Annotated in this window: 15 protein-coding genes; 5 read left to right on the top strand and 10 right to left on the bottom strand. The window is 55.6% G+C overall.

All coding sequences use genetic code 11. The features are described from left to right. Positions 1 to 10 precede the first annotated feature (10 nt). A complete protein-coding gene (locus ACN0VM_RS09670) occupies positions 11 to 829 on the top strand; it encodes a purine-nucleoside phosphorylase (RefSeq protein WP_417450672.1) in 819 nt (272 codons plus the stop codon). A gap of 135 nt (positions 830 to 964) precedes the next feature. Here the strand turns inward: ACN0VM_RS09670 and ACN0VM_RS09665 are convergent, their stop codons facing one another. Further along, positions 965 to 1,114: a hypothetical protein gene (locus ACN0VM_RS09665; protein ID WP_417450671.1), complete on the bottom strand. Its 150-nt coding sequence runs from the start codon at positions 1,112 to 1,114 to the stop codon at positions 965 to 967. 61 nt (positions 1,115 to 1,175) lie between these two features. Between ACN0VM_RS09665 and ACN0VM_RS09660 the strand changes: the two genes are divergently transcribed. Next, positions 1,176 to 3,293, top strand: coding sequence for a TonB-dependent siderophore receptor (locus ACN0VM_RS09660; protein WP_417450670.1), 2,118 nt, complete (start codon positions 1,176 to 1,178; stop codon positions 3,291 to 3,293). 34 nt (positions 3,294 to 3,327) lie between these two features. On the opposite strand, the gene ACN0VM_RS09655 is transcribed toward ACN0VM_RS09660, so the two are convergent. The 4 genes from ACN0VM_RS09655 to ACN0VM_RS09640 form a co-directional block, all read right to left on the bottom strand. Further along, positions 3,328 to 5,736 (bottom strand): aldehyde dehydrogenase family protein, encoded by a 2,409-nt coding sequence (locus ACN0VM_RS09655; protein WP_417450669.1) that lies wholly within the window; start codon positions 5,734 to 5,736, stop codon positions 3,328 to 3,330. An 11-nt stretch (positions 5,737 to 5,747) separates the two neighbouring features. Beyond that, the gene (gene deoC, locus ACN0VM_RS09650; RefSeq protein ID WP_417450668.1) at positions 5,748 to 6,719 is read right to left on the bottom strand and encodes a deoxyribose-phosphate aldolase; all 972 of its coding nucleotides are present in this window, start codon (positions 6,717 to 6,719) and stop codon (positions 5,748 to 5,750) included. A gap of 55 nt (positions 6,720 to 6,774) precedes the next feature. Continuing rightward, the gene (locus ACN0VM_RS09645) at positions 6,775 to 8,394 is read right to left on the bottom strand and encodes a hypothetical protein (RefSeq protein WP_417450667.1); all 1,620 of its coding nucleotides are present in this window, start codon (positions 8,392 to 8,394) and stop codon (positions 6,775 to 6,777) included. An 81-nt stretch (positions 8,395 to 8,475) separates the two neighbouring features. Next, entirely contained in the window at positions 8,476 to 10,038 is a 1,563-nt protein-coding gene (locus tag ACN0VM_RS09640) for an adenosine deaminase (protein ID WP_417450666.1), read from the bottom strand. Between the two features lie 99 nt (positions 10,039 to 10,137). On the opposite strand from ACN0VM_RS09640, the gene ACN0VM_RS09635 reads away from it, so the two are divergent. Next, a complete protein-coding gene (locus tag ACN0VM_RS09635; RefSeq protein ID WP_417450665.1) occupies positions 10,138 to 10,746 on the top strand; it encodes a thymidine kinase in 609 nt (202 codons plus the stop codon). Positions 10,747 to 11,026: 280 nt separating this feature from the next. Here the strand turns inward: ACN0VM_RS09635 and ACN0VM_RS09630 are convergent, their stop codons facing one another. The 4 genes from ACN0VM_RS09630 to ACN0VM_RS09615 all read right to left on the bottom strand — a co-directional run bounded on the left by ACN0VM_RS09630 (position 11,027) and on the right by ACN0VM_RS09615 (position 16,653). After that, a complete protein-coding gene (locus ACN0VM_RS09630; RefSeq protein ID WP_417450664.1) occupies positions 11,027 to 12,466 on the bottom strand; it encodes an aldehyde dehydrogenase family protein in 1,440 nt (479 codons plus the stop codon). 176 nt (positions 12,467 to 12,642) lie between these two features. Further along, a complete protein-coding gene (locus tag ACN0VM_RS09625; RefSeq protein ID WP_417450663.1) occupies positions 12,643 to 14,745 on the bottom strand; it encodes a catalase in 2,103 nt (700 codons plus the stop codon). 126 nt (positions 14,746 to 14,871) lie between these two features. Further along, positions 14,872 to 15,702, bottom strand: a complete 831-nt coding sequence (locus tag ACN0VM_RS09620) for an SDR family NAD(P)-dependent oxidoreductase (RefSeq protein ID WP_417450662.1) — start codon at positions 15,700 to 15,702, stop codon at positions 14,872 to 14,874. Positions 15,703 to 15,735: 33 nt separating this feature from the next. Continuing rightward, positions 15,736 to 16,653 (bottom strand): alpha/beta hydrolase, encoded by a 918-nt coding sequence (locus tag ACN0VM_RS09615; RefSeq protein WP_417450661.1) that lies wholly within the window; start codon positions 16,651 to 16,653, stop codon positions 15,736 to 15,738. Positions 16,654 to 17,036: 383 nt separating this feature from the next. Between ACN0VM_RS09615 and ACN0VM_RS09610 the strand changes: the two genes are divergently transcribed. Further along, positions 17,037 to 17,684 carry a TetR/AcrR family transcriptional regulator gene (locus ACN0VM_RS09610; RefSeq protein ID WP_417450660.1) on the top strand — a complete coding sequence of 216 codons (648 nt, stop codon included), beginning with the start codon at positions 17,037 to 17,039 and terminating at the stop codon, positions 17,682 to 17,684. A gap of 4 nt (positions 17,685 to 17,688) precedes the next feature. On the opposite strand, the gene ACN0VM_RS09605 is transcribed toward ACN0VM_RS09610, so the two are convergent. Continuing rightward, a complete protein-coding gene (locus ACN0VM_RS09605) occupies positions 17,689 to 19,266 on the bottom strand; it encodes an EAL domain-containing protein (RefSeq protein ID WP_417450659.1) in 1,578 nt (525 codons plus the stop codon). 435 nt (positions 19,267 to 19,701) lie between these two features. Between ACN0VM_RS09605 and ACN0VM_RS09600 the strand changes: the two genes are divergently transcribed. Next, positions 19,702 to 21,546 carry an alkaline phosphatase D family protein gene (locus tag ACN0VM_RS09600; protein WP_417450658.1) on the top strand — a complete coding sequence of 615 codons (1,845 nt, stop codon included), beginning with the start codon at positions 19,702 to 19,704 and terminating at the stop codon, positions 21,544 to 21,546. Positions 21,547 to 21,661 lie beyond the last annotated feature (115 nt).

Genomic DNA, 21,661 nt, shown 5'->3' with positions numbered 1-21,661 from the left:
GAAACAAACCATGAGCTTTGAAAAGGTTCAGGAGTGCGCAGCCTTCATTCGCGAGCGCACAAAGGGCGAGATACCCAAGCTGGCCATGGTGCTAGGCAGCGGGCTGAACAGCCTCGCCGACGCGCTGGATGACGCCACTGTCTACTCCTACACAGACCTGCCCGGCTTCCCAGAGCCAACGGTTGAGGGCCACGCAGGCCGTATGCTCATCGGCAAACTCTCCGGCAAACCTGTCATCTGCATGCAGGGCCGTGCACACGCCTATGAAGGGCATGCGGAAGAGAAACTGGCATTTTCTACCCGCGTGCTGTGGGCGCTGGGCGTGCAAACACTACTGCTTACGAACGCAGCAGGCAGCCTGCGCGCTGATGTTGGCCCCGGCAGCCTGATGGCCATTACCGATCATATCAACTTCTCGGGCATCAACCCGCTGGTCGGCGTTAACGATGACCGCTTCGGTGTGCGCTTCCCTGATGTGACCGAAGCGTGGGATAAGAAGCTGACCAGAAAGCTGCACAAGTGCGCCAAAAGCCTGAATATCGACCTGCACGACGGCGTCTATCTGATGGCCAAAGGGCCGAACTTCGAAACACCCGCTGAAATCCGCGCCTTTAAAGTGTGGGGGGCCGATGCCGTCGGCATGTCCACCGTGCCGGAATGCCTTGTGGCCAAACACTGTGGTATGAAGGTGATCGGCATCAGCTCCATCACCAATCTGGCCGCCGGCATGCAGGCTGAACTGACACACCACGAAACCATGGAATACGGCGCCATCGCAGCCGTGAACCTCGAGAAACTCCTCCGCGCCTTTGTGGAAGAAGTGCTTTAAACCGCCGGACACAAGCACCGAGCCGGACTTTCTTGAACACCCGCCTTTTCCAAGGCAGGTGCCAATTACAGCTATTAATAAAACAAAGCCTGGCTCGTCTGCCGGGCTTTGTCATCACGCGCTCGCCTCATCGCTTCATGGCGTGCGCCCACATCCTGTCATAACCGCCAGCGTGCCGGTCGGCACCGGCTGGCCGTCCTGAAATTTCAGCCGATCCTCCCCGACTGCAAAGTCACCAGCATATCCCTGCCCTTCATCAAGCGGGTTGCCATGACCAGGTTTCACTGCTATCTGATTTGCGATTGATTATCATTATTAATATATTCAGCTGTATGTGAGATTCGTCATGCCCATTTCATCAACCATCAACACTCCTACAACGCTATTAGCCAGAGCAAAAGCGCTGCTCTTGTTATCATCCGCAATGATCGCGGTCACCCCGGCCTATGCGGCACACGGCGAGGACACAACCGCAGCGGACCAAAAAACCATTGAAACCATCACTGTCACCGCAGACCGCGAAGAAAGCCTGAGCGCCGACTATATTCAGGCGGGCACGTTTCAGGATTCATCGCAGCGTGATACACCGCTGACCATCGCCGTCATGACGAAGGAATTACTGGACGCGCAGCAAGCCCGCTCGGTCATCGACGCGGTCAGAAACACACCGGGTGTCACGCAGGCCCAGATCACAAGTGTCATCTATAGCAACCTCGCCATCCGCGGCATACCGGTGGACAATGTCACCAACTACCGCTGGAACGGTGTCTTGCCGATTATCAACTTTATTGACCAGCCGATCGAAAGCAAAGACCGTGTAGAAGTACTGAAGGGCGCCGCCGGGCTGTATTATGGTTTTGCAACACCGTCGGGCGTGGTCAATCTGGTCTCGGAACGCGCAAGCAAAAAACAATCCACGACGATTGAGCTGCACGGCACCGCCCACGGCAGTTATGGCGTCAACCTTGATACAAGCCAGCGCTTTGCTTCGCTGGGTGTTCGGCTAAACGCGGGCACAACATCGCTTGAAAACGGGGTCGACCGCACGAGCGGGAAGCGTCACTATGTATCCGGTGCGCTGGACTGGCAACCGACAGACAGCTTCACCCTGCTTCTGGACGGCGAATATATCTATAAAACCATCACAGAACCGACTGAATATTATGTACTGGTGGGCGGCCTTTCCATTCCCGACCTGCAAGACCCATCGAAGAACCTCGGTGCGGAATGGCTGCAAGGCAAGGGCCACCAAAGCAACCTGCTCGCACGGGCTGAGTATGTCATCTCAAACCATCTGAAGGCCTCCTTCGCCGCCGGGCAATCCTACCTTGAGCGCGAGAGACGATATTCTTCTTTTTATGGGTACGACCTTGAGACCGGCGACGGCACGCTAAGCCTTGCAATGACAAGCGGCAACGATTACCGCAACACCGTCTATAAATCCGACCTGTCAGCCAGCTTCAGCACAGGGCTGATCGATCACGAAATTCTGGTCGGCGCTTCCTATACGGAACGCAATGCCAATATTCCGGCTGCAACCCGCTATGCCTTCAGCCAGAACCTGTATGACCCCATCACCGTCGCACCGCTGCCGACGCCCGACCGCATAATTGCCAGCACCTCGCGGGTAAAAGACAAGGGCCTTTATATTTTCGAGAAGGCCAGTATTGGCGACTGGCTGCAAGCGACCATCGGCTACCGCAAGGCCGACTACCGTGAAAGCGGATCATCAGAGAACTATAAACTCACCCCTGATACCTGGTCCTATGGCCTTATGGTCAAGCCCAAGGACTGGCTGAACATCTATGCCAACTATATCGAAGGCATTGAAGCTGGCGGTATCGCGCAGCAAATCACCAACAACGCCGGTGAGGTGCTGCCGGCGGCGCTCAGCAAGCAGAAAGAAATCGGCATCAAGGTAGAGCCCATGCCAGGTTTCCTGGTAACAGCAGCCTATTTCCATATCACCCGCCCATCGTCCTACATCAACAGCGACAACTATTATGTGCAGGATGGCGACGCGGTTTATAAAGGGATGGAATTCAGCGCCACGGGTGAAATGACACCGAACCTCTCAGTCGCTGTTACTGCTTCCGTGCTGGAGGCGGAACAAAGCTCTGGTGACCCGGCAGTTGTCGGCAAACAGATCGAAAACACGGCTAAATTCTCCGGTAGCGCCTTTATTAAATACCGCACGCCGTGGATTGACGGCCTCAGTATATCAGCCGGCATTTTCCGAATGGGCGAACGAGCGATCAATGCCCTCAATCAGGCATTCGTACCGGGCTACACCACATTTGATCTGGGTGCCAGCTACGCGGTTGAGCTCTGGGGTCGGCAGCATGTGCTCAACATATACGGCCAGAACATCACAGGTAAACGGTACTGGGCCGCTGCGGGCTCCAGCCTTCTGCAGCAAGCAGCCCCAAGCCAGATCAGCTTCTCCATCTCAACAACCTTCTAACCCCCAAGGGGTGTGCAAAAGCTGCTGGCCGATATCAGTAGCTTTTGCCGCCCTCGTTAGCGTCGCCATATGGCACCCAGATGTTCTTGACCTCTGACGCGCGGTCCATCAGGCCGCGCGCGGACATTTGCTCGCCGCTCGTGAAGTCATAGGCCTTGCCGTAGTTCAACCACACGCGCTTCATGTTATCCGCCGACGCTTCCTCGATGGCTTTTGAGCCCTCGCGGGAGCCGAAGTACCACAGACCGTCCACGCCGTAGTGTTTAGCCAGCGGCATTGCCATTTCGTCCCTGCTGCCAGTCACGATATTCACTACACCGCCCGGCATATCTGATGTTTCCAGTATCTGGTAGAAATCCGTCGCCAGAAGCGGGTAGCGCTCTGATGGGATGATGACCGAGGTATTGCCCGCGGCAACGGCAAAAGCCGTCAGGGTCACAAATGCCAGCAGCGGCGCTTCATCCGGGCATACGATGCCCAGCGTGCCAACAGCTTCGTTCATCGCAAGTGCCACTCCACGCATTGGTGGGCTATGCACCGCACCGTCGTGTTTGTCCGCCATCGCGGCCGCTGTAAACAAGCGTTTGACTGACAGGTCCACCTCTGCCATTGCGGCTTTCTCGGTTGCACCCGTCAGATCCATCAGGCGTTCGGTGAACTCGTCCGCACGGTAGCTGAGGTTCTCTGCAATATAGTAAAGGATCTGCGCCCGCAAATGGGTGCTTGTTCCCGCCCAGCCTGCCGCCTTGTTTGCTGCTTCAACCGCGTTGCGGATATCCTTATAATTGCCCGCACCGACGAGCCCCTTGAAGTTGCCCTTTTTGTCTGCAACCGCTGTACTGTCACCGCCATCAGGCCGCGCCTGTTTACCGCCGATATACATTTTGGCGGTGCGGTCAAGGCCCGGCATACCGGAGCCGGCCTTCGGGATGGTCACATTTTCGGGTTTCGCTAGCGGTGCCCAGTCCTTGAGCGCAGCTTCGTATTTGGGCCGCATATAGGCCAGCATGCCTTCGCGCCCGCCCTCGCGGCCGAAGCCGCTTTCTCGGTAGCCGCCAAAGCCAACAGCCGCATCAAGCATATTGGTGCCGTTGATCCAAACCACCCCAGCCTTGAGTGCCGGTGCCACCTCAAGCGCGCGCGAAAGACTTTCCGACCAGATGGTCGCGGCAAGGCCGTAGCGTGTGTTGTTGGCGAGGCCCACCGCCTCCGCCTGCGTGCGGAAGGTGATGGCGGTCAACACCGGGCCAAAGACTTCTTCTCTATAGAGAATATTGTCAGTGCCCACGCCGGTCACGAGCGTTGGCGGATAAAAGACGCCTTCCTCCGGCATCTGGCATTCTGCCTGCCAGATGACCGCGCCGTCGCTTTCGCCCTGCTTGATCAAGGCTTCGATCCGGTCCTTCTGCTCCTTGTCGACAAGCGCACCAATATCGATGCATTTATCCAGACTATGGCCAATCCTCAGGTGTGACATGCGGCGCTTCAATTTTTCCATGAAGCGGTCAGCCATACCTTCCTGCACCAGAAGGCGAGAGCCCGCACAGCAGACCTGTCCCTGGTTAAACCAGATGGCGTCCACTAGCCCTTCTACTGCGCTATCGATATCGGCATCTTCAAACACGATGAAGGGCGACTTGCCGCCAAGCTCCAGCGTCAACTTTTTCCCCGAACCCGCGATAGAACGCCGGATGATCTTGCCAACCTCGGTAGAGCCGGTGAAAGCAACCTTGTCCACATCCGCGTTCACTACCATCGCGCCGGTGTCGCCCTCACCCGTGACAATGTTTACCACACCCTTGGGCAGGCCTGCCTCCACACACAGTTCCGCGAATTTGAGTGCGGTAAGCGAGGTAAACTCGGCAGGTTTCATCACAACAGTATTGCCTGCGGCAAGCGCCGGCGCCACTTTCCATGCCAGCATGAGAAGCGGGAAATTCCAAGGGATCACCTGCCCCGCTACACCCAGCGGCTCATGGTGCGGGAACTCTTCATCCATGAGCTGTGCCCAACCCGCGTGATGATAAAAATGCCGCGCCACAAGCGGGATATCAATATCTCGGCTTTCCCGGATCGGCTTGCCGTTATCAAGGCTTTCCAGCACCGCCAGAACACGGCTGTGTTTCTGCACAAGACGTGCAAGCGCATAGAGATAACGCGCACGGCCATGCCCCCCCAGCAGCGCCCAGCGGCCTTGCGCCTTACGCGCGGCGGCGACCGCGGCATCAACCTCGTCCTGCCCTGCGGCTGTGATATCTGCCAGCTTTTCGCCCGTCGCCGGGCTATATGTTGCAAATGTTTTTGCACCCTTTGGCTTCACCCACTCGCCATCAATGAACAGGCCAAAGCTGGCATCGTTAGCCTTGAGCCATTCATCGACATTTTTGCGGCTTTCGGCGGCTGGGACATAGTCCATGCTTTCAAAACTTTCTTTCACAGTCATCCTTGCCTCCCTTAGCCCATTGGATGGCGGTAACCCGCCGAGTAGCCGCCAAAGGCGTGATATTCAAGCTGGCGCTCTAGGTCACCGAGAAGGCTTGACGCACCAAAGCGAAACAGCTTCGGGTCGAGCCAGTCACGGCCAACTTCTTCTTTCACCAGTGTGAGGTAGGTCACCGCATCTTTTGCCGTTTTGATCCCGCCTGCGGGCTTATAACCAACCTTGATGCCGGTGCGGTCCTGATAATCACGGATCTGACGCAGCATCACAAGGCTGACCGGCAGCGTGGCGTTCACGCCTTCCATGCCGGTCGAGGTTTTGATGAAGTCGGAGCCTGCCATCATTGCCACCATGGACGCCTTGGCTACCTGGGTGAGGTTACCGTGTTCGCCGGTTGCCAGAATGGTTTTCATCAGCGCCGGGCCACACGCGGCCTTGAACGCTTTCACTTCCGCGTAGAGCGCTTCCCAGTTGCCGGTAAGCACGTTAGCGCGGGTGATGACGATATCAATCTCGCGCGCACCAGCCTCAACCGAGCGTCGGATTTCATCAAGCCGGGTTTCCATGGGCGCGAGGCCGGCCGGGAAGCCGGTGGAGACAGCAGCAATCGGCACGCCCGAGTTGCCCAGCACCCTGGCAGCATCCTCAACCATGGCATGATACACACACACGGCACCTGTGGTCAGGCCCATATCGCCCATACCAAAGGCGTCGAGAATATCGCGCCGCACCGGGCTCATTGCTTTCTGGCACAGCCGACGCACCCTGCCCGGCGTATCGTCACCTGCGAGGGTGGTGAGGTCGATACAGCTTACCGCTTTCAGCATATAGGCAATTTGCGCGTCTTTCTTGACGGCGCGGCGGCCACCCAATGTGCCGGTGCGACGCTCAACAGCGCTTTTATTGACACGGATACCATCCAGCCAGTCAGCCTGAAAGCCCGTGCCTTTATTGATGCCCGCTTCGGGCGTGTTCACAGAAGTCATGTTCCGTCCCGGTATTGATAAACTCGTGCCTAAAAGCCAGTTCCTGACCCAAAGGTCAAGAACTGGTTACCGCTGGTTTCTCATTTTTGATGAAACCGGCAGCATATAACAACAGCCCGGCGATCAGATAGCCTGCAGCCAAGCGGTGCGCCAATATCTCGGCGCCGCCAAGGCTTGGGATCGCCCACGGCAGATACATCTCCGAGGTCGGCATTACCGAATGGATTATACCAAATTCGGTGCAAACTGCGGCGGCAAAAGCCGCCAGCGCCGCCCGAACCATCTTGCGATCAATGATCCAGACCACCATGGCGCCCCAGATCAGGCTGGTCAGAATATAACCCCGTGCCATTGCACCCAGAAGCATATAACCCGCCATCCAGTCCACACCAAGAACACCATCGGTCAGGTGGGCGACCTTACCGTACAAGTCTGACACTTTTGTGTGCGCATAATTCAGGATAGCCGGCACAGTTGCGAACAGCAGCGCCGGGGCATGGCGCGCGTCACCGCCTGTGAACGCCAGACGAAGGATATCGCTCGCCACAACGACCAGAATAGGCTTCAACACCCCTTCGGGGATCAATTGCGCTGCGACCTCGATTATACCCAGAAAGCCAATCACTGTAACCACGGCTGTCGCGCCTAGCGCATAGCCTGTGCGTGCGCCCATGCGTTTGTATGTGGCATGGCCAAAATACGGCGTGGTTTGCACCACACCGCCAAAGAGAGCGCTCACGGCCGTGGCAGCCGCGTCAAGCCGGACCACCTTGCCTGCATCAAAATTGTCCCCTGTGATGCGGGCGCCCGCCACCACATTGACCGCGCTTGCGGCAATGAGTAATGCGAACGGAAGAATGATGCCCAGATAATTGGTAACATCACCCAATACATTGCTATAACCAGCCAGGGTCGGCAGCGGCAACACAGGGCGGAAATCAACTGCCACATTCACCACATAGTCTTCACCGGCACCTGCAAAAGCCAGGATGTAATAAAGAACCGTCCCCGCAACAATCGCAAGAATTGAACCTGGCATATTAAACGGCAGGCGGTGTCCCGCGATCAGCGCAAAAGCCATGATCACGAGTGAGACGATGCCCACTTCCGGCAGCGCAAAAATGCCGTAAATGGCCTCAGCCCCCAACCAGACAGTCGCGACACCGGCCATGGCACCCACAAGCGCCATCTGCGGTAACTGCTGTTGCATTGCACGGCCAAAATACGACAGACCAAACTTGATGGCCGCCATCCAGATTGTTGCGGCCATGCCCAGAATCCATGCCTTGTCAGCTGCGGCTTCAACACCAAGCGCCTCAACATTGCCTGCGTAGGTTGGGCCAATAATAAAGAAGCACATGCCAAAGAGCGTCGGCAAATCCATGCCCAACGGAATACTGGTCAGCGCCGGGTTGCCGGTTTCTTTCACCGTTTTTTTTGTCAGCCACGAAAAGACAAGGTTACCGAAGATAATACCGACAATCGCGCCGGGGATAATGCGGCCAAAAATATGTTCTGCCGGGAAGTTAAATGCCCCCATCAGTACGCTGGCGAGTACGAACATATTGACGGTAACGTCCAGAAAGAACGCCACCCCGGCATTCAGATCTGCCGAAAATTGCGACGATGGTGCAGCGACGCCGCCAAGCGCGCCCGTGTTGTTATTATCAGCCATACTGTCCCCTAATTTCCCATATTCTCGCCAGCGCAGCTCCCCTTGGTGGATTGCGGCGTGGTTTGGCTTGCTCCCACAAGCTTATTTAAACGAAGTGCGTTTGCGCACCGGTATTTTCAGATTGTCTTCAAAGGTCCGGAAGCGCTCTTCAAGCTTCCATTGCAGGCGTGCTTTTTCGCTTCCCTTCAGGAAGTCCTGACAAGCTTGCCCCGCTGCGCGCCCTTCTTCAGCATCATTGGCACACCCGGCATTGTCCCAAAGGCTGCCGCCAGGTAAAAAGCTATAGCTAAGCGAGTTGCGCGAGGCGTGCCTGAGTTCAAAATAAGGCACGTCATAGTCCTGATAAAAGCGCATATACTCATGCGTGAGATCAATACGTGAAACACCCTCGTCATCGGTTGAAAGCGCATAAGGTACGAGCATATCGCGGTACAGCACAATGGGATGATCAGGGCCGGAAACACCAAGGATCGTCTCGTTACTGGTGAGGTTGATCTCGACCATGATGTCGTCGCGTATCATGCGTTCAATCAGGCTTTCCATATTGTCTTCATATACAATGTCAATGCCGTGGCCAATACGCTTGGCGTGGCCGATCTCGATAGCTTCCCGAATGTGAAATTCTAGCTGGCGCGGACGCACGAGGCCGATTGTGAGTTCACCGGCGTGCAGCGATATGTTGCGCGGACCAAGGTTTTGGTAAAGATGGTCAATCATGCGCATATGCAATGTATAATCACGCAGCGCAATATAACCGTCCTCCGGCGCGACAAGGTTGGCGCCCACCACCCGTGGATCATCCGCCATCATCTGCCAGCCAAGGATAAACTGAGCATAGACAAGGGCGGGTTCAAACTCGCGCACCACCTGATGCAAGAGGCGAATTTCCACATCACAACCCGGATCTGCCTGCGCAGTCCCGCAGCCAAGAATTTTGTCTTTCTTCTCAAACGCCGTTTTGACCTGCCTGCGGGCACTGGCCACAAGGTCAGGCATGGCAGCGCCAAATGCGCCACCCATCAGGGCCTTGTAATCCTTGTCCAGATCGCCGGAAAACTTCACATCACTCACCAGCGGAAACAGTTCACCCAGAATGGTGGTTTCCATGAGTTCAAGGTAAAGGATATTCTGCTGCCCTGCCCGGCGCGCCACCATCGCAAGCTCGTCACCAAAACGTTTGGGTGACGCTGCCTTACGGTCAAAGGTGACAAAGAAGTCGTCATGACCGGACCAGTTGAGCGTCGGCACATATGACCGGTTCGACAATGAATTGATTATCTCGCGGCGGTGATCCTTGTTGTCGCGGGCTTCCCGCGCTGTGATCCAGCCGCTTGCGGCGCATGTATCACCTTTGAGGGCACGAATGGCGGGCACGCTCATATCGGCGCACAGGCCGTCCTCGGCCGCCCAGTCCAGCCATGTTTCGGCATAAATCGCGCCTGAGAGGTGATTGTGAATATCTCCGCCCTTGGGAAAACTTTCCATTACTGGCCGCAGGCGACCATTTTTTGCTGACCAAGCAAGCGCATCACCGGCCGTACGTGCCTTGAGGGCGCGCTGCGCATCAGCAGAGGCCTCAGGCGTGGGCACCAGCGTTACACACAACGTCAGCAAGCATGAAATTGCGAAAGTAAGGCCGCGCATTTTTTCCTCCCTCAAATGCTTGCCCATGATGGCGTTACTGCCTAATCTCGCGCAAAGCTTATCCCATCGTTCGGGCAATTAACATAAGACAGATACCCAATGGCCAAACTGTATTTTTATTATTCCGCGATGAATGCGGGCAAAACCACCACGCTCCTGCAATCCAGTTTCAACTATCAGGAGCGTGGCATGAACACAATGTTGTTCACCGCCTCGATTGACGACCGCTTTGGAGAGTCCGTCATCGCCTCCCGCATTGGCCTCAAGGCAGGCGCTTATGTATTCGACGCGAATATTGACCTTTTTGTCAAGATTGCTGATGCACTCAAATCCCGCCCCATTCACTGCATCCTTGTTGATGAAGCACAATTCCTCACCAAAGAACATGTTTTTCAGCTGGCATCCGTGGCCGATTCGCTTAAAATTCCAGTACTGTGTTATGGCTTGAGGACTGATTTTCAGGCCAACCTTTTTGTGGGCAGCAAGTGGCTTCTGGCATTGGCAGACGAGATACTTGAGCTAAAGACGATCTGCAAATGCGGCTCAAAGGCGACCATGAACCTGCGCATCGACGGCGAGGGCCGCGCGGTGAAGGAAGGCGCATCCATCGAGATTGGCGGCAATGACCGCTACATCGCGCTATGCCGTAAGCATTTCATGGAAAAATTGAACGGGCCGGAACACCTGCCCATGCCTGAAACGCGCTAGACCGACATTAACACGCTAGGCAAACAGCCTCTTCTTGCCGGGCTTCGGCTTGAGACCAAAGTCACGTCGGCGGCAGCGGAAATACAGCAACCCGAAACCTGACACCCCAATCAAAAGCGCAATCTATTTGTGAATTTTACTGACCAGCTTGTGTGCTCGCACCCTTGCTACCCTCAACTGAACCCCGATTGCTGGGCCGACCACAGCCTTCGACCGTTACAAAAGAAAAAGCGCCCCAGGGGACGCTTTCTCTATAGGTTTTCTTTGGTCGCGCCAGCGCTTAACCGATGCCCTGATTGTGGCCAAGGATGGACTTGACTTCGAGGAAATCTGCAAAGGCATGGTCGCCCCATTCACGCCCGTTGCCGGATTGTTTGTAACCACCAAATGGTGCCGACAGGTCCCCCGCCGCCCCGTTGATATAGACCATGCCGGTCCGCATCCGTGCCGCAATCCTTTGCGCCCGCGCGTGGTCCTTCGACTGTACCGCGCCAGAGAGGCCAAACACACTGTCATTGGCAATACGCACAGCATCGTCTTCGTCCTCATACCCAATGATCGACAGTACCGGACCAAAAATTTCCTCCCGTGCGATCGCCATCTCGGGTTTCACGTCAGCAAAAACCGTTGGTTTGACATAATAACCGCCTTCCGGGCAGCCGTCAGGGAAGCCCGCGCCGCCCGCGACAACCCGTGCGCCTTCGCCGATACCCGTCTGGATCATCTCACCGACTTTCTTGAACTGCTCACCATGCGCAATCGGCCCCATGGTGGTCTCATCCTTGGTGGGGTCCCCCGGCACCACGGTCGACGCCGCTTGTGCTGCAATCGCTGCGGCCTCGTCCATGCGGGAATGCGGCACCAGCATACGGGTCAGCGCGGTACAGGTCTGACCTGTGTTGCGCATCACCGCGACGGTGTCGCGGGAGACCACCTCTTCAAGGTTGGCGTCGTCGAGCACGATATTGGCGGACTTTCCGCCCAATTCCTGCACAACACGCTTGATCGTCTTGGCACCGTTCGCCTGAACAGCGGCACCCATCCGCACAGAACCGGTCACCGACATCATATCAATATTCTCATGCCCGGAAAGTGCTTCACCCACAACCTGACCTTCACCGTACACAAGGTTATAGATACCTGCAGGCACGCCGGCCGCATGCATGATTTCGGTGAAGATCTGCGCGCTATAGGGCGCAACTTCGCTGGGCTTGAGCACCATGGTGCAGCCCGTCGCAATCGCAGGCGCAACCTTGCAGGAAATCTGGTTGATAGGCCAGTTCCACGGCGTGATCATGCCTACCACCCCGATAGGTTCCTTTACGATATGGGTTGGGCCGCGATCTTCAAAAAACTCATAAGATTTCAAAGCCTTAATCGCCTCTGACAGGTGCCCGATGCCCGCTGGCACATGGGCCTTCTGCGCGAGGGATTTAGGCGCGCCCATTTCCAGCGTAACGGCTTCTGCCAGATCGTCCAATCGCTTCTTGTATTCAGTGAGGATATTCTCGAGCATTTCAAGACGATCTTCCCGGCTGGAAAACTGAAATGTCTCAAACGCCTTGGCAGCAGCAGCCACCGCACGGTCAACATCGGCTTCGGTGCCCAGAACCATTTCACCTGACTTCTGCCCGGTCGCCGGGTTAGTGACGTCATGCAGCTTGAAGGCGCTCGCCTCCACCCATTCACCGCCAATATAGTGTTTGTGAAGTGTACGCATTATCGTCTCCCGATACATGTTCTTCATCGCACCCTAGGGCGCAACATTTAAAAATCTGCTCCAAAGATGGGGAACCCCAGAAAGGTTACAAGGCGTAAAATTGTCTCAGTGTGGTGCAGGTGCAGCACCACCCCGGTGCTGCACCACTGCTTACCTTCGTCCACCAACGCATACGGTTATGGTAGTTTTTTCTCGCGCGCCCAAAAGCGAAGTTTGGCGCAAGATTTCACAAAACCTTTAGCGTCTTTGTCGCTACTCAGCTTGACGAAGCCCTCATCCTTGTCGTTGGCGACACCGGCTTTCTCAAAAAGCGGCTTACTAGCTTCCGTAAAGCCGATAAATTTGCAATGGGCAAAGGCGTCGGCGACAAAATCCCGCGCGGCAGGATGTTTGGCCAGTTTTGCTGCGCCTTCATCCGACAACACCACAGCCACGGCATCAAACAACACTGAAGGCCCGCCATCCACTTTGAAGTCCGCCGTAATACTACCGCCGTCAAGCGCGACCTCGCCGGGGACCGGCGCAATAACCGCGAAATTGGCACCTGCGTCTTCCACCTGTTTCTTCAGCGTCTCCACAAGGGTTGCAGGCGCACCTTCCGCAACAAGAACACCAAGCTTACGACCCTTGAAGCTGTCCGGCGCATTTTTTAGCAGGCCAAGCGCAGGGGATGGCTTCAGATCTGTCCTTGTCGGTTTGGCGGCGTCGGCGGCTTTCGGTATCTTCTTGATGCCAAGACCGCCAGCCACGTCTTTGGCGAGGCCTTCATCAATGTTTAGAAGATGCGAGACAACACGCACTCGGATGTCTTGCCGTTTCACCATACTCAGCTCAAAGACAATTGCATCTGCGATATGGCCTTGTTCCGTCTCGGTTTGGCTGATGTAGAACTGACGCGCCTGCGAATAATGATCTGCAAAACTTTCGGACCGCTCGCGCACCTTGGGTGCATTCAGTTCTTCACGGTAACTTTTAAAGCCCTTATCTGTCTCGCGCGGGCCGGCATCGTCGCCCCACGAGTTTGGCTCATAATTCACCCGTCCCTTAGGGTTGTGCATGGCCATGTGACCATCCTGCTGAAAATGTGCAAACGGGCACTTGGGTGCATTGATCGGAATATGGGTGAAATTCGGGCTGCCCAACCGCTTGATCTGCGTATCAAGGTAGGAAAAATTCCGGCCCTGCAGCAAAGGATCATTGCTGAAATCGACGCCGGGCACGATATTTTGGGTACAGAAGGCGACCTGTTCCGTTTCGGCAAAGAAATTGTCCACATTGCGGTCCAGGACCAGCCTGCCTACCGGGCGAACCGGCACCTCCTCCTCGGGGATCAACTTGGTAGCGTCGAGCACATCAAAATCGAATTTTTCGGCGAACTCTTCGTCGAACACCTGCAGGCCAAGCTCCCATTCTGGATAGTCACCTGCCTCGATGCTTTCCCATAGGTCCTTGCGGTGAAAGTCAGGGTCGGCACCATTAATCTTCACCGCCTCGTTCCACACCACTGACTGTAACCCCTGTTTCGGCTTCCAGTGAAATTTCACGAAAGTCGACTTTCCGTCCGCATTCACCAGGCGGAAAGTATGGACACCAAAACCCTCCATAAAGCGGAAAGAGCGCGGAATGGCACGATCAGACATTGCCCACATGACCATGTGCATGCTTTCCGGCATCAGCGAGATAAAGTCCCAGAAATTGTCATGCGCGGACTGCGCCTGTGGGAAACCCCGGTCAGGCTCGGGTTTAACCGAATGAATGAGGTCGGGGAACTTCATCGCATCCTGAATGAAAAAAACCGGGATGTTGTTGCCAACGATATCCCAGTTGCCTTCCTTGGTGTAGAGCTTGACCGCAAAACCGCGTACGTCGCGTGCAAGGTCCACCGAGCCTTTGCTACCCGCTACGGTCGAAAATCGTACAAACGCCGGCGTCTTCTCGCCCTTGCGCTGAAAAATGTCTGCGCATGTCAGGTCTGACAGATTCTCGTAGGTTTCAAAATAGCCGTGAGCGCCGTAGCCGCGCGCATGAACAACCCGCTCGGGGATACGTTCATGGTCGAAATGAAAAATCTTTTCACGCATGACAATATCTTCCATCAGGGTTGGCCCGCGCGAGCCCGCCTTGAGTGAATTTTGATCGTCGCTGACAGGCACACCCTGCTGCGTGGTCATGATATTGCTGTCTTCTGAAGCCTTCTGGTGCGTCTCGCCGCCTGATGTCTGCGGGACGCTCTCGTCGTGGAATTTTTTCGTGCTGGTTTTGGGGGATGCGGGTGCCATGATAAACTCCTCTCAAGCAGTGGTTCGAGAGGGTCGCCTGTCAGCCATAAATATTCGATAAGGGATTTCGGAGGACGCATAATTTTTGCGTGAAAATTCCGCCCTGCCTCGTGGTCCATACGCTGGTCAGAAGGGGCTTTTGCCCCGCCTGTCCGCCATGGCCTTTGAAAACAACTGGCGCCACCTGTTGGGCATCCAGCGCTGCAGGCGGTCTATGCGACGGGCGTCAGTGCCAACCAAAATGCGGTACTGACCCTTCCTCACACCATCCAGAATGGTTTTCGCCGCCCCTTCGGCCGAGGTTTTTATCATGTCTTTGAAGCCGTCTTGCGCCTTATCGGCACTGGTATCACCGTCCACATTATGAAGGTGTTTGCCGTTCGCGACGATATTGGTATCCACACCGCCCGGATGTACGCTGTGTACCTGAACGCCCGTGCCCTCAAGCTCATAGTAAAGTGACTCGTTAAAGCCTTTCACGGCGTGCTTGGCTGCACAGTAAGCCGACTGACTGCCAACGCCGATAAGTCCAAACAAGCTGGAGACATTGACGATATGCCCACGCCCGCGCGCCAGCATATCCGGCAGGAAGGCTTTGGTGCCATATACAACGCCGTAGAAGTTGATGTTCATCAGCCACTCAAGGTCGGCATAGCCCATCTGGCTCACCGTATCAGACATCGACACCCCGGCATTGTTGAACACGGCATCCATGGGACCAAGCTTGGCGACAGCATCGCCTGCCGCCGCTTCCACGGCGGCCCGGTCTGCGACATCAAGAACCTGCAGATGGACATTGGCCTGATGCTTCCTGACCTCCGCACCGGTTTCGGCCAGAGCGTCAGCATCAATGTCGGTCAGGTAAAGTGCAGTACCCTTCTCCGCCAAAGCAAGAGCAAGCGCACGACCAATGCCCGACGCAGCACCGGTAATAAAGGCGGTTTCGAGTTGTTTCACGATATCTCCGTCCCTTCTGAGGCCCGTTTACTTTCAGTTGCCAAAGTGCCGTTGCATGAATGCCGCGAGGTCTGCAATCGCCTTGCGGCCTTCCGGCACCATCATCGCAGAGAAATGCCAGACATGGTGCATTTTGGGCCAGACATTCAGGGTAACCTGCACCCCTTCCGCGCGGGCGCGCGCATCAAACCGCACACTGTCATCCAGCAAGATTTCCTCTGATCCGACCTGCACCAACACAGGCGGCAACCCAGCCTGGCCACCAAAAAGCGGGGAGCAGCGTGGATCATCCGCAGCAAGCGCCCCGCGATAGGCATTGGCGGCATACTGGATACCATCCGGGTCAAGCATCACCTCAGTTTCTGCGTTCGACCGAATGCTGTCACCACTGCCCGTCAAATCAAGCCATGGCGAAATCAGGCCGAGCGCCTTTGGCATATTGCGCCCGGTATCGCGAATAGCCTGCGCCGCAGCAAGCGTGAGCCCGCCACCGGCGCTGTCACCCGCCATTACGATGGGTTGGCCCCGGTTATTTTCGACAATCCAGTCATAGGCCCGAAGCGCATCCTCAATGGGTGCCGGGCATGTATGCTCTGGTGCAAGGCGATAATCCAGCAGAAACACCCGGGCATTACAGGCTCTCGACAAGCGCCAGCCCAACTCACGGTAGGGGCGCGGAGCGCCCCAAGTATACCCCCCACCATGGGCATAAAGAACGACACGGTCTTCGCGTGCACCTCTGGCAGTGATCCATTCCCCCTGCACCCCAGATGCCAGACTGACCTTGTCGATTTTATACTGGCCTCGCGGCGGCCCCGGCAGCTTACCTTCCATCGCTTTGAGCGCAGTACTAAAGTTCCTCAAACGTACGTCGTCAGGCGTATCCGGCGCCATTTCAGGCCTAAAAACCGAACGAATTTTTCGGCGTACCAGCCATGCTCGAATTGACATTTATTTCCCCAAAAGACCGCCGCCCTCGTTCCGCTGGCAGCTTGACAAGCAATCCCGCTGCCATCTTAATGACGATCATTATATAGTCAATGCACCCTGAAAAATAGCAGCGCACCGCCGGACTATACAGCGCTTTTGGGCCAGAATGCCAGTATGGGACACGCTTTGATTGCGCTTTCAAGCGCGAACATCATGCTTGCGGCCAGTAAACTGGACGTGTTCAGCTTTTTGGCTCCTTCGACCTTGCTCCCACGGCTATCCCACTGGTGGTGCGTCAGGCCGCGTGAAACATCCTCACTTGCGCGTGAAACATATATGTTGCATTCATTAATGCTGAACATTAAATGTTTCGCAGGGTTCCAATGTTTCTGCAGGAGTACAGTGTGGCCAAAAGCGCTATATCAATGCCGATTGACGGCAAGGCCAAGCGGGCGGATGCAACCCGCGCCGCACTCATTGAAGCGGCAGAGCGTTTAATTGCTCAAAAGGGTATCGCCCACGTGTCCACCCGGGAAATACTTCAAGAAGCGGGCCAGCGCAACCAGTCTGCGTTGCAGTACCACTTTGGCTCCAAGAACGGGCTGGTTCGCGCTACCATCAGTGAACGCACTCACGAGATAGACGACCGACGCCTTGAACTGATGGAAGATTGGAAAGGCGAACCTACGCTTGGCCAGATCATCAAAGTTCTGGCCCTACCCCTGGCCGAGCGCGCCAAAGATGACGAACGCGGCCGGTATTACCTCATCTTCCTTGGCCAGGCCATCACACAACCGGACTGGGATTTGCGCCGCGCGATCAAGGATTTTGAAATCATCGGGCTGGAGCGTGCCTACAAACACTATGATGCACTCCTCTCGCACCTCAGTGACGACCAACGCATCATGCGACAGGAAATCTCCTATGATGTCGCCATCCTAACGTTAAAGCGCTGGTGTCTGCGTGGCTGCGAACAAAGCGTGGCAGAAGTGATGGATACAGTCATAAAATCGAGCGTTGCCATTCTGGAAATAACCGCAGACAAGAGCTGAGGAACTACCCTTCAGTGTGCGTTGGTGCGACAAGGAAGTTAGGGCTGGGTTTACCAAAGAAATAGCCCTGCCCATAGTCCACGCCTATCTCGCGCAACAATGTCGCATGTTCTTGCGTTTCGACCCACTCCCCCACGGTGACAATCCCCAGCTCCTGACACAGGCTGACCATGGATCGCAGGAAAGCCCGATCTTCCTTGTTGGTCAGCGCGTCACGAATATAAGCGCCGTCAATCTTGACCGCATCCACCTTCAGCGTCTTAAGATATTGGAAACCGGCAGCGCCAGCACCAAAATCGTCAAGATAAACCCGAAAACCAATGGCGCGCATTTCAACAAGCACCTCACTGAGCATATCAAGGTCGTGAATTTTTGCCGATTCAGTGATTTCCAGCGACAAATACTGAGTAAGGTCCGTATTGCCGCGCAACAACGACATAAGTTCGGAAATAAAGCCCACGTTTGAAAGCGACCGCCCGGAGAGATTAACGGCAATGCCCGGCGACCCGCCCTTTTTCAACTTTTCGCGAATCTTGTAGATAGCGAGGGTGACAACAGCATAATCAAATTCGTCGATCAACCCGATGTCTTCGGCAAAGCGGATCATTTCCCACTGACTTTTGATCATGGGAGGCAATTCAAAACGGGTGAGAGCTTCAAAGTGATGGGTCGTGCCCCGGCTCAGGCTCACGATGGGCTGGAACACGAGCGTGAACCGCCCCTCATCCAGCACCTCCCGGAAGGCCTTCACCCTCTTCGTCGTCTCACTGATCAGGGTGGCACAATTCTTACGGATATCCTCGACCGCAAAGCCTTCGTTTTCCGACGCAAAGTTTTGCAAACTGAAAATCAGCGCCCGCAGATTGTCCGTTTCGCTTAAATGGGCTTCAGACGCATCAATTGTGGCGCTGGTCAGCGACACACCGGTCACCCGTTTCAGTTCTGCGGCAAAGTCCGTCTGCTGCGCTTTTGCATCAGTCTTGTCATGCACCACCGCAAACTTGTCATCCCCGACCATGGCCGCATGTGCGCCGCCAACGGAAAAGGATTGCAGGTAACGTTCGATATCACGCTGAGTATTATCATCGATATCCTGCCCCGCCCCCGCCTCAAGGATCGTAACCAGCATATTTTGTGCCGCTTCTGCATTCCCTTCGAACAGACCTTCAAGATGGTCGAAGAATTCGGCTTTTTTTTCTTCTGTCTTTTTGTCGGGTGAGCGCTTGGTGTCGGTTTTGCCAAGCCGGTAGGGGCGCGATAGCACCATATAGATTCTGTCGGCAGCCGTCGGCAGCTTGGCAAGAAATACAGCAAATTCCTGCCGCGCGGTCCCTTCGCTTCCAATGGCAACAGTGAACGGACCAAGCCGGTTGGCGCCGGTCAACATCTTGGCCGAGCTTTCGATCATCCCCCGCCCGCGCGACGTCAGGAAATCAAGAAAACAGGTACCTATACCTATGGACCCGAGAGTGTTTTTAACAGCGCCATCCGCGCTGACAATGGTGAAAGCAAGGTCGAGTTCAAGCAATACATCCCCTACGCAGAATGCATACCCCAGAAACCTATCCGGAACTTTGCTCATTTTCGCCCTAAACTTCCCGGACTCCGGCACACCACGTACGAAGCCCGACCCCCTTCACTCTTTTTGGCACACAAACAGTTATCAAATCGTAAAATAAATTCGGTCAGACCGGCTCTGCACTAAAGAAGTTAATCATAGCGAGAATTACGGCTAACCCACTCGTATTAAATAATAAATATAAAATATACGCTGAAGCTTGAATTCTGCTCACCAATAGAACGCCGGTCGGAACAAAAAGCAACGTCATGGGTTTGATCACCCCATATCCATCCTGGGAAAATCGTCGACCACAGGCTTTCACTAATGTGTAAGAAAATAGCTTTAAGCATACAGCAATGCTGCGCCTGCTGCTTGCAAATTACCCCTTGGGGTGGCAGGCTCAGACAAAATTATTGATTATATTGTCACTAAGGCATCAGCGGAGAGGCCAATCATATGTTTCATGCGACCACCACGACAAGTCGTCGTACGTTTCTGGGTGTTATGGGCGCGAGCCTGGGCGCTGTTGCCCTCAGAGGGGCCGAGGTTGGCGCATGCGCACCCGCCCACTTCACCCACGGCGTTGCCAGTGGTGATCCGCTTGTCGACAGGGTCGTTCTTTGGTCTCGTGTCATTCCAGGCAGCGGCAAGCCAAAAAACCTGCGCGTAACATGGCAGGTCGCCACAGATGACATGTTTACCAACCTCGTGTCACAGGGTGCCACTTTTGCTCAAGTGAAACGCGACCATATCGTCAAGGTCGACGCCACTGGCCTCATGCCTGGCAAAAGCTATTTCTACCGCTTCATCTGCGAGGGCGTCACCAGCCCCGCCGGCCGCACCCGCACCCTGCCCGCACACGGTGCGCAGCGCGTGCGGCTGGCCGTCGTCTCCTGCTCAAACTACCCACAAGGGTATTTTAATGTCTACAAGGAGCTGGCTGGCCGCGATGTTGAAGCCGTGCTGCACCTTGGCGACTATATTTACGAGTATGCAGCAGGTGTCTATTCAAACGACGCAGCTGTCGCCAAGGGCCGCATAGTCAAACCGAAAAACGAATGTGTGGTGCTTGAGGACTACCGCGAACGGTACGGCCTTTACCGCAGCGACGCAGACCTGCAGGCCGCTCATGCCGCCCACCCCTTCATTTGTGTTTGGGACGATCACGAGATCGCCAATAACAGCTGGAAAGATGGCGCCGAGAACCATAACGAAGGTGAAGGCTCCTACGCGGCGCGCAAAAAAGCGGCAATCCGCGCTTACCATGAATGGCTGCCGATCCGCGAAACAGCCTTGGAGCCCACAACTATCCACCGCAGCTTCAATTATGGCGGTCTTGCCTCGCTGATCATGCTGGACACGCGCATTGAAGGCCGTGACGAGCAACTGTCTTATGAGACCGACTTGCCATTCCGCACCCTGCCCTTTGACATGCGCGACGCCGACAACCCCAAAGCCATCCTGAGCGCAGACGCCATGCAGGATGTGCCAAAAAGCGCCATCAAACACATCCCCGTACCATTCGACCTGCGCGGCGAAAAGCCGGTGCCGATGACCGACTTTGGCGAAATCAGCAAACTTGACCCCAAGGAGTTGCCCGCAGGCTTCAGCTACCTGCCTGACGGTGAGAAATTCCGCAGCGATGTGTTAGGCGACGAAGACCGCACCATCCTTGGCGCCGCACAGGAAGCCTGGATCGAAGACGAACTGCAGGCCTCCTCAGAGGCAGGTATCCCGTGGCAGATATTCGGCCAACAACTCCTGATCGGCAAAGTCACCATGCCTTACCTTCGGGATGAGGACCTGAACTTCGATAAGTCATCCTATATCAGCAAGGAGCGATTCAAGGCCGCGCAGATGCTGGCACAAATGAAGCTGCCCTTTAACCTCGATTTCTGGGATGGCTACCCCGCCTGCCGCGAACGGGTATTTAACGGCATCAAGGCATACGCCAACAATCCTATTTTCCTCGCGGGTGACACCCACAATGCGTGGGCCTTTGACCTTAAAGACGAGGACGGCAACCCCGTCGCCGTCGAATTTGGCACACCCAGCGTCAGCTCTCCGGGGCTGGAAACCTATATCCCGGCCGAGGCCGCAACCATCACCACCGCGCTCAAACAGTCCAGCCCGGAACTGAAGTATCTGGACAGCGAACATCGCGGCTGGCTTGAGCTTGACCTGACGCCCGAGCGCGCGACATCCACATGGTATTATGTCTCCACCGTGCTGGATCGCACCTATAGTGTCACAGAAGGCCCGACAATGGGAACTGTAGCAGGTAGCCACCGGCTTTCCTGAGGCCTGCCCTAAAGTTTAAGCACGGCGTCAGACAAACCATGGTGATCAGTGTTTTCGCTGGTCACAACACTACGCCCGTACGTTCAGCGACAGGGAAGCGTATAAAAAACGACCC

Origin of the sequence: Kordiimonas sp. (genome assembly GCF_048260245.1) — a bacterium.
Taxonomy (GTDB): domain Bacteria; phylum Pseudomonadota; class Alphaproteobacteria; order Sphingomonadales; family Kordiimonadaceae; genus Kordiimonas.
Note: the sequence above shows the minus strand (reverse complement) of the source record. Positions and strands in the feature narration are given on the sequence as shown.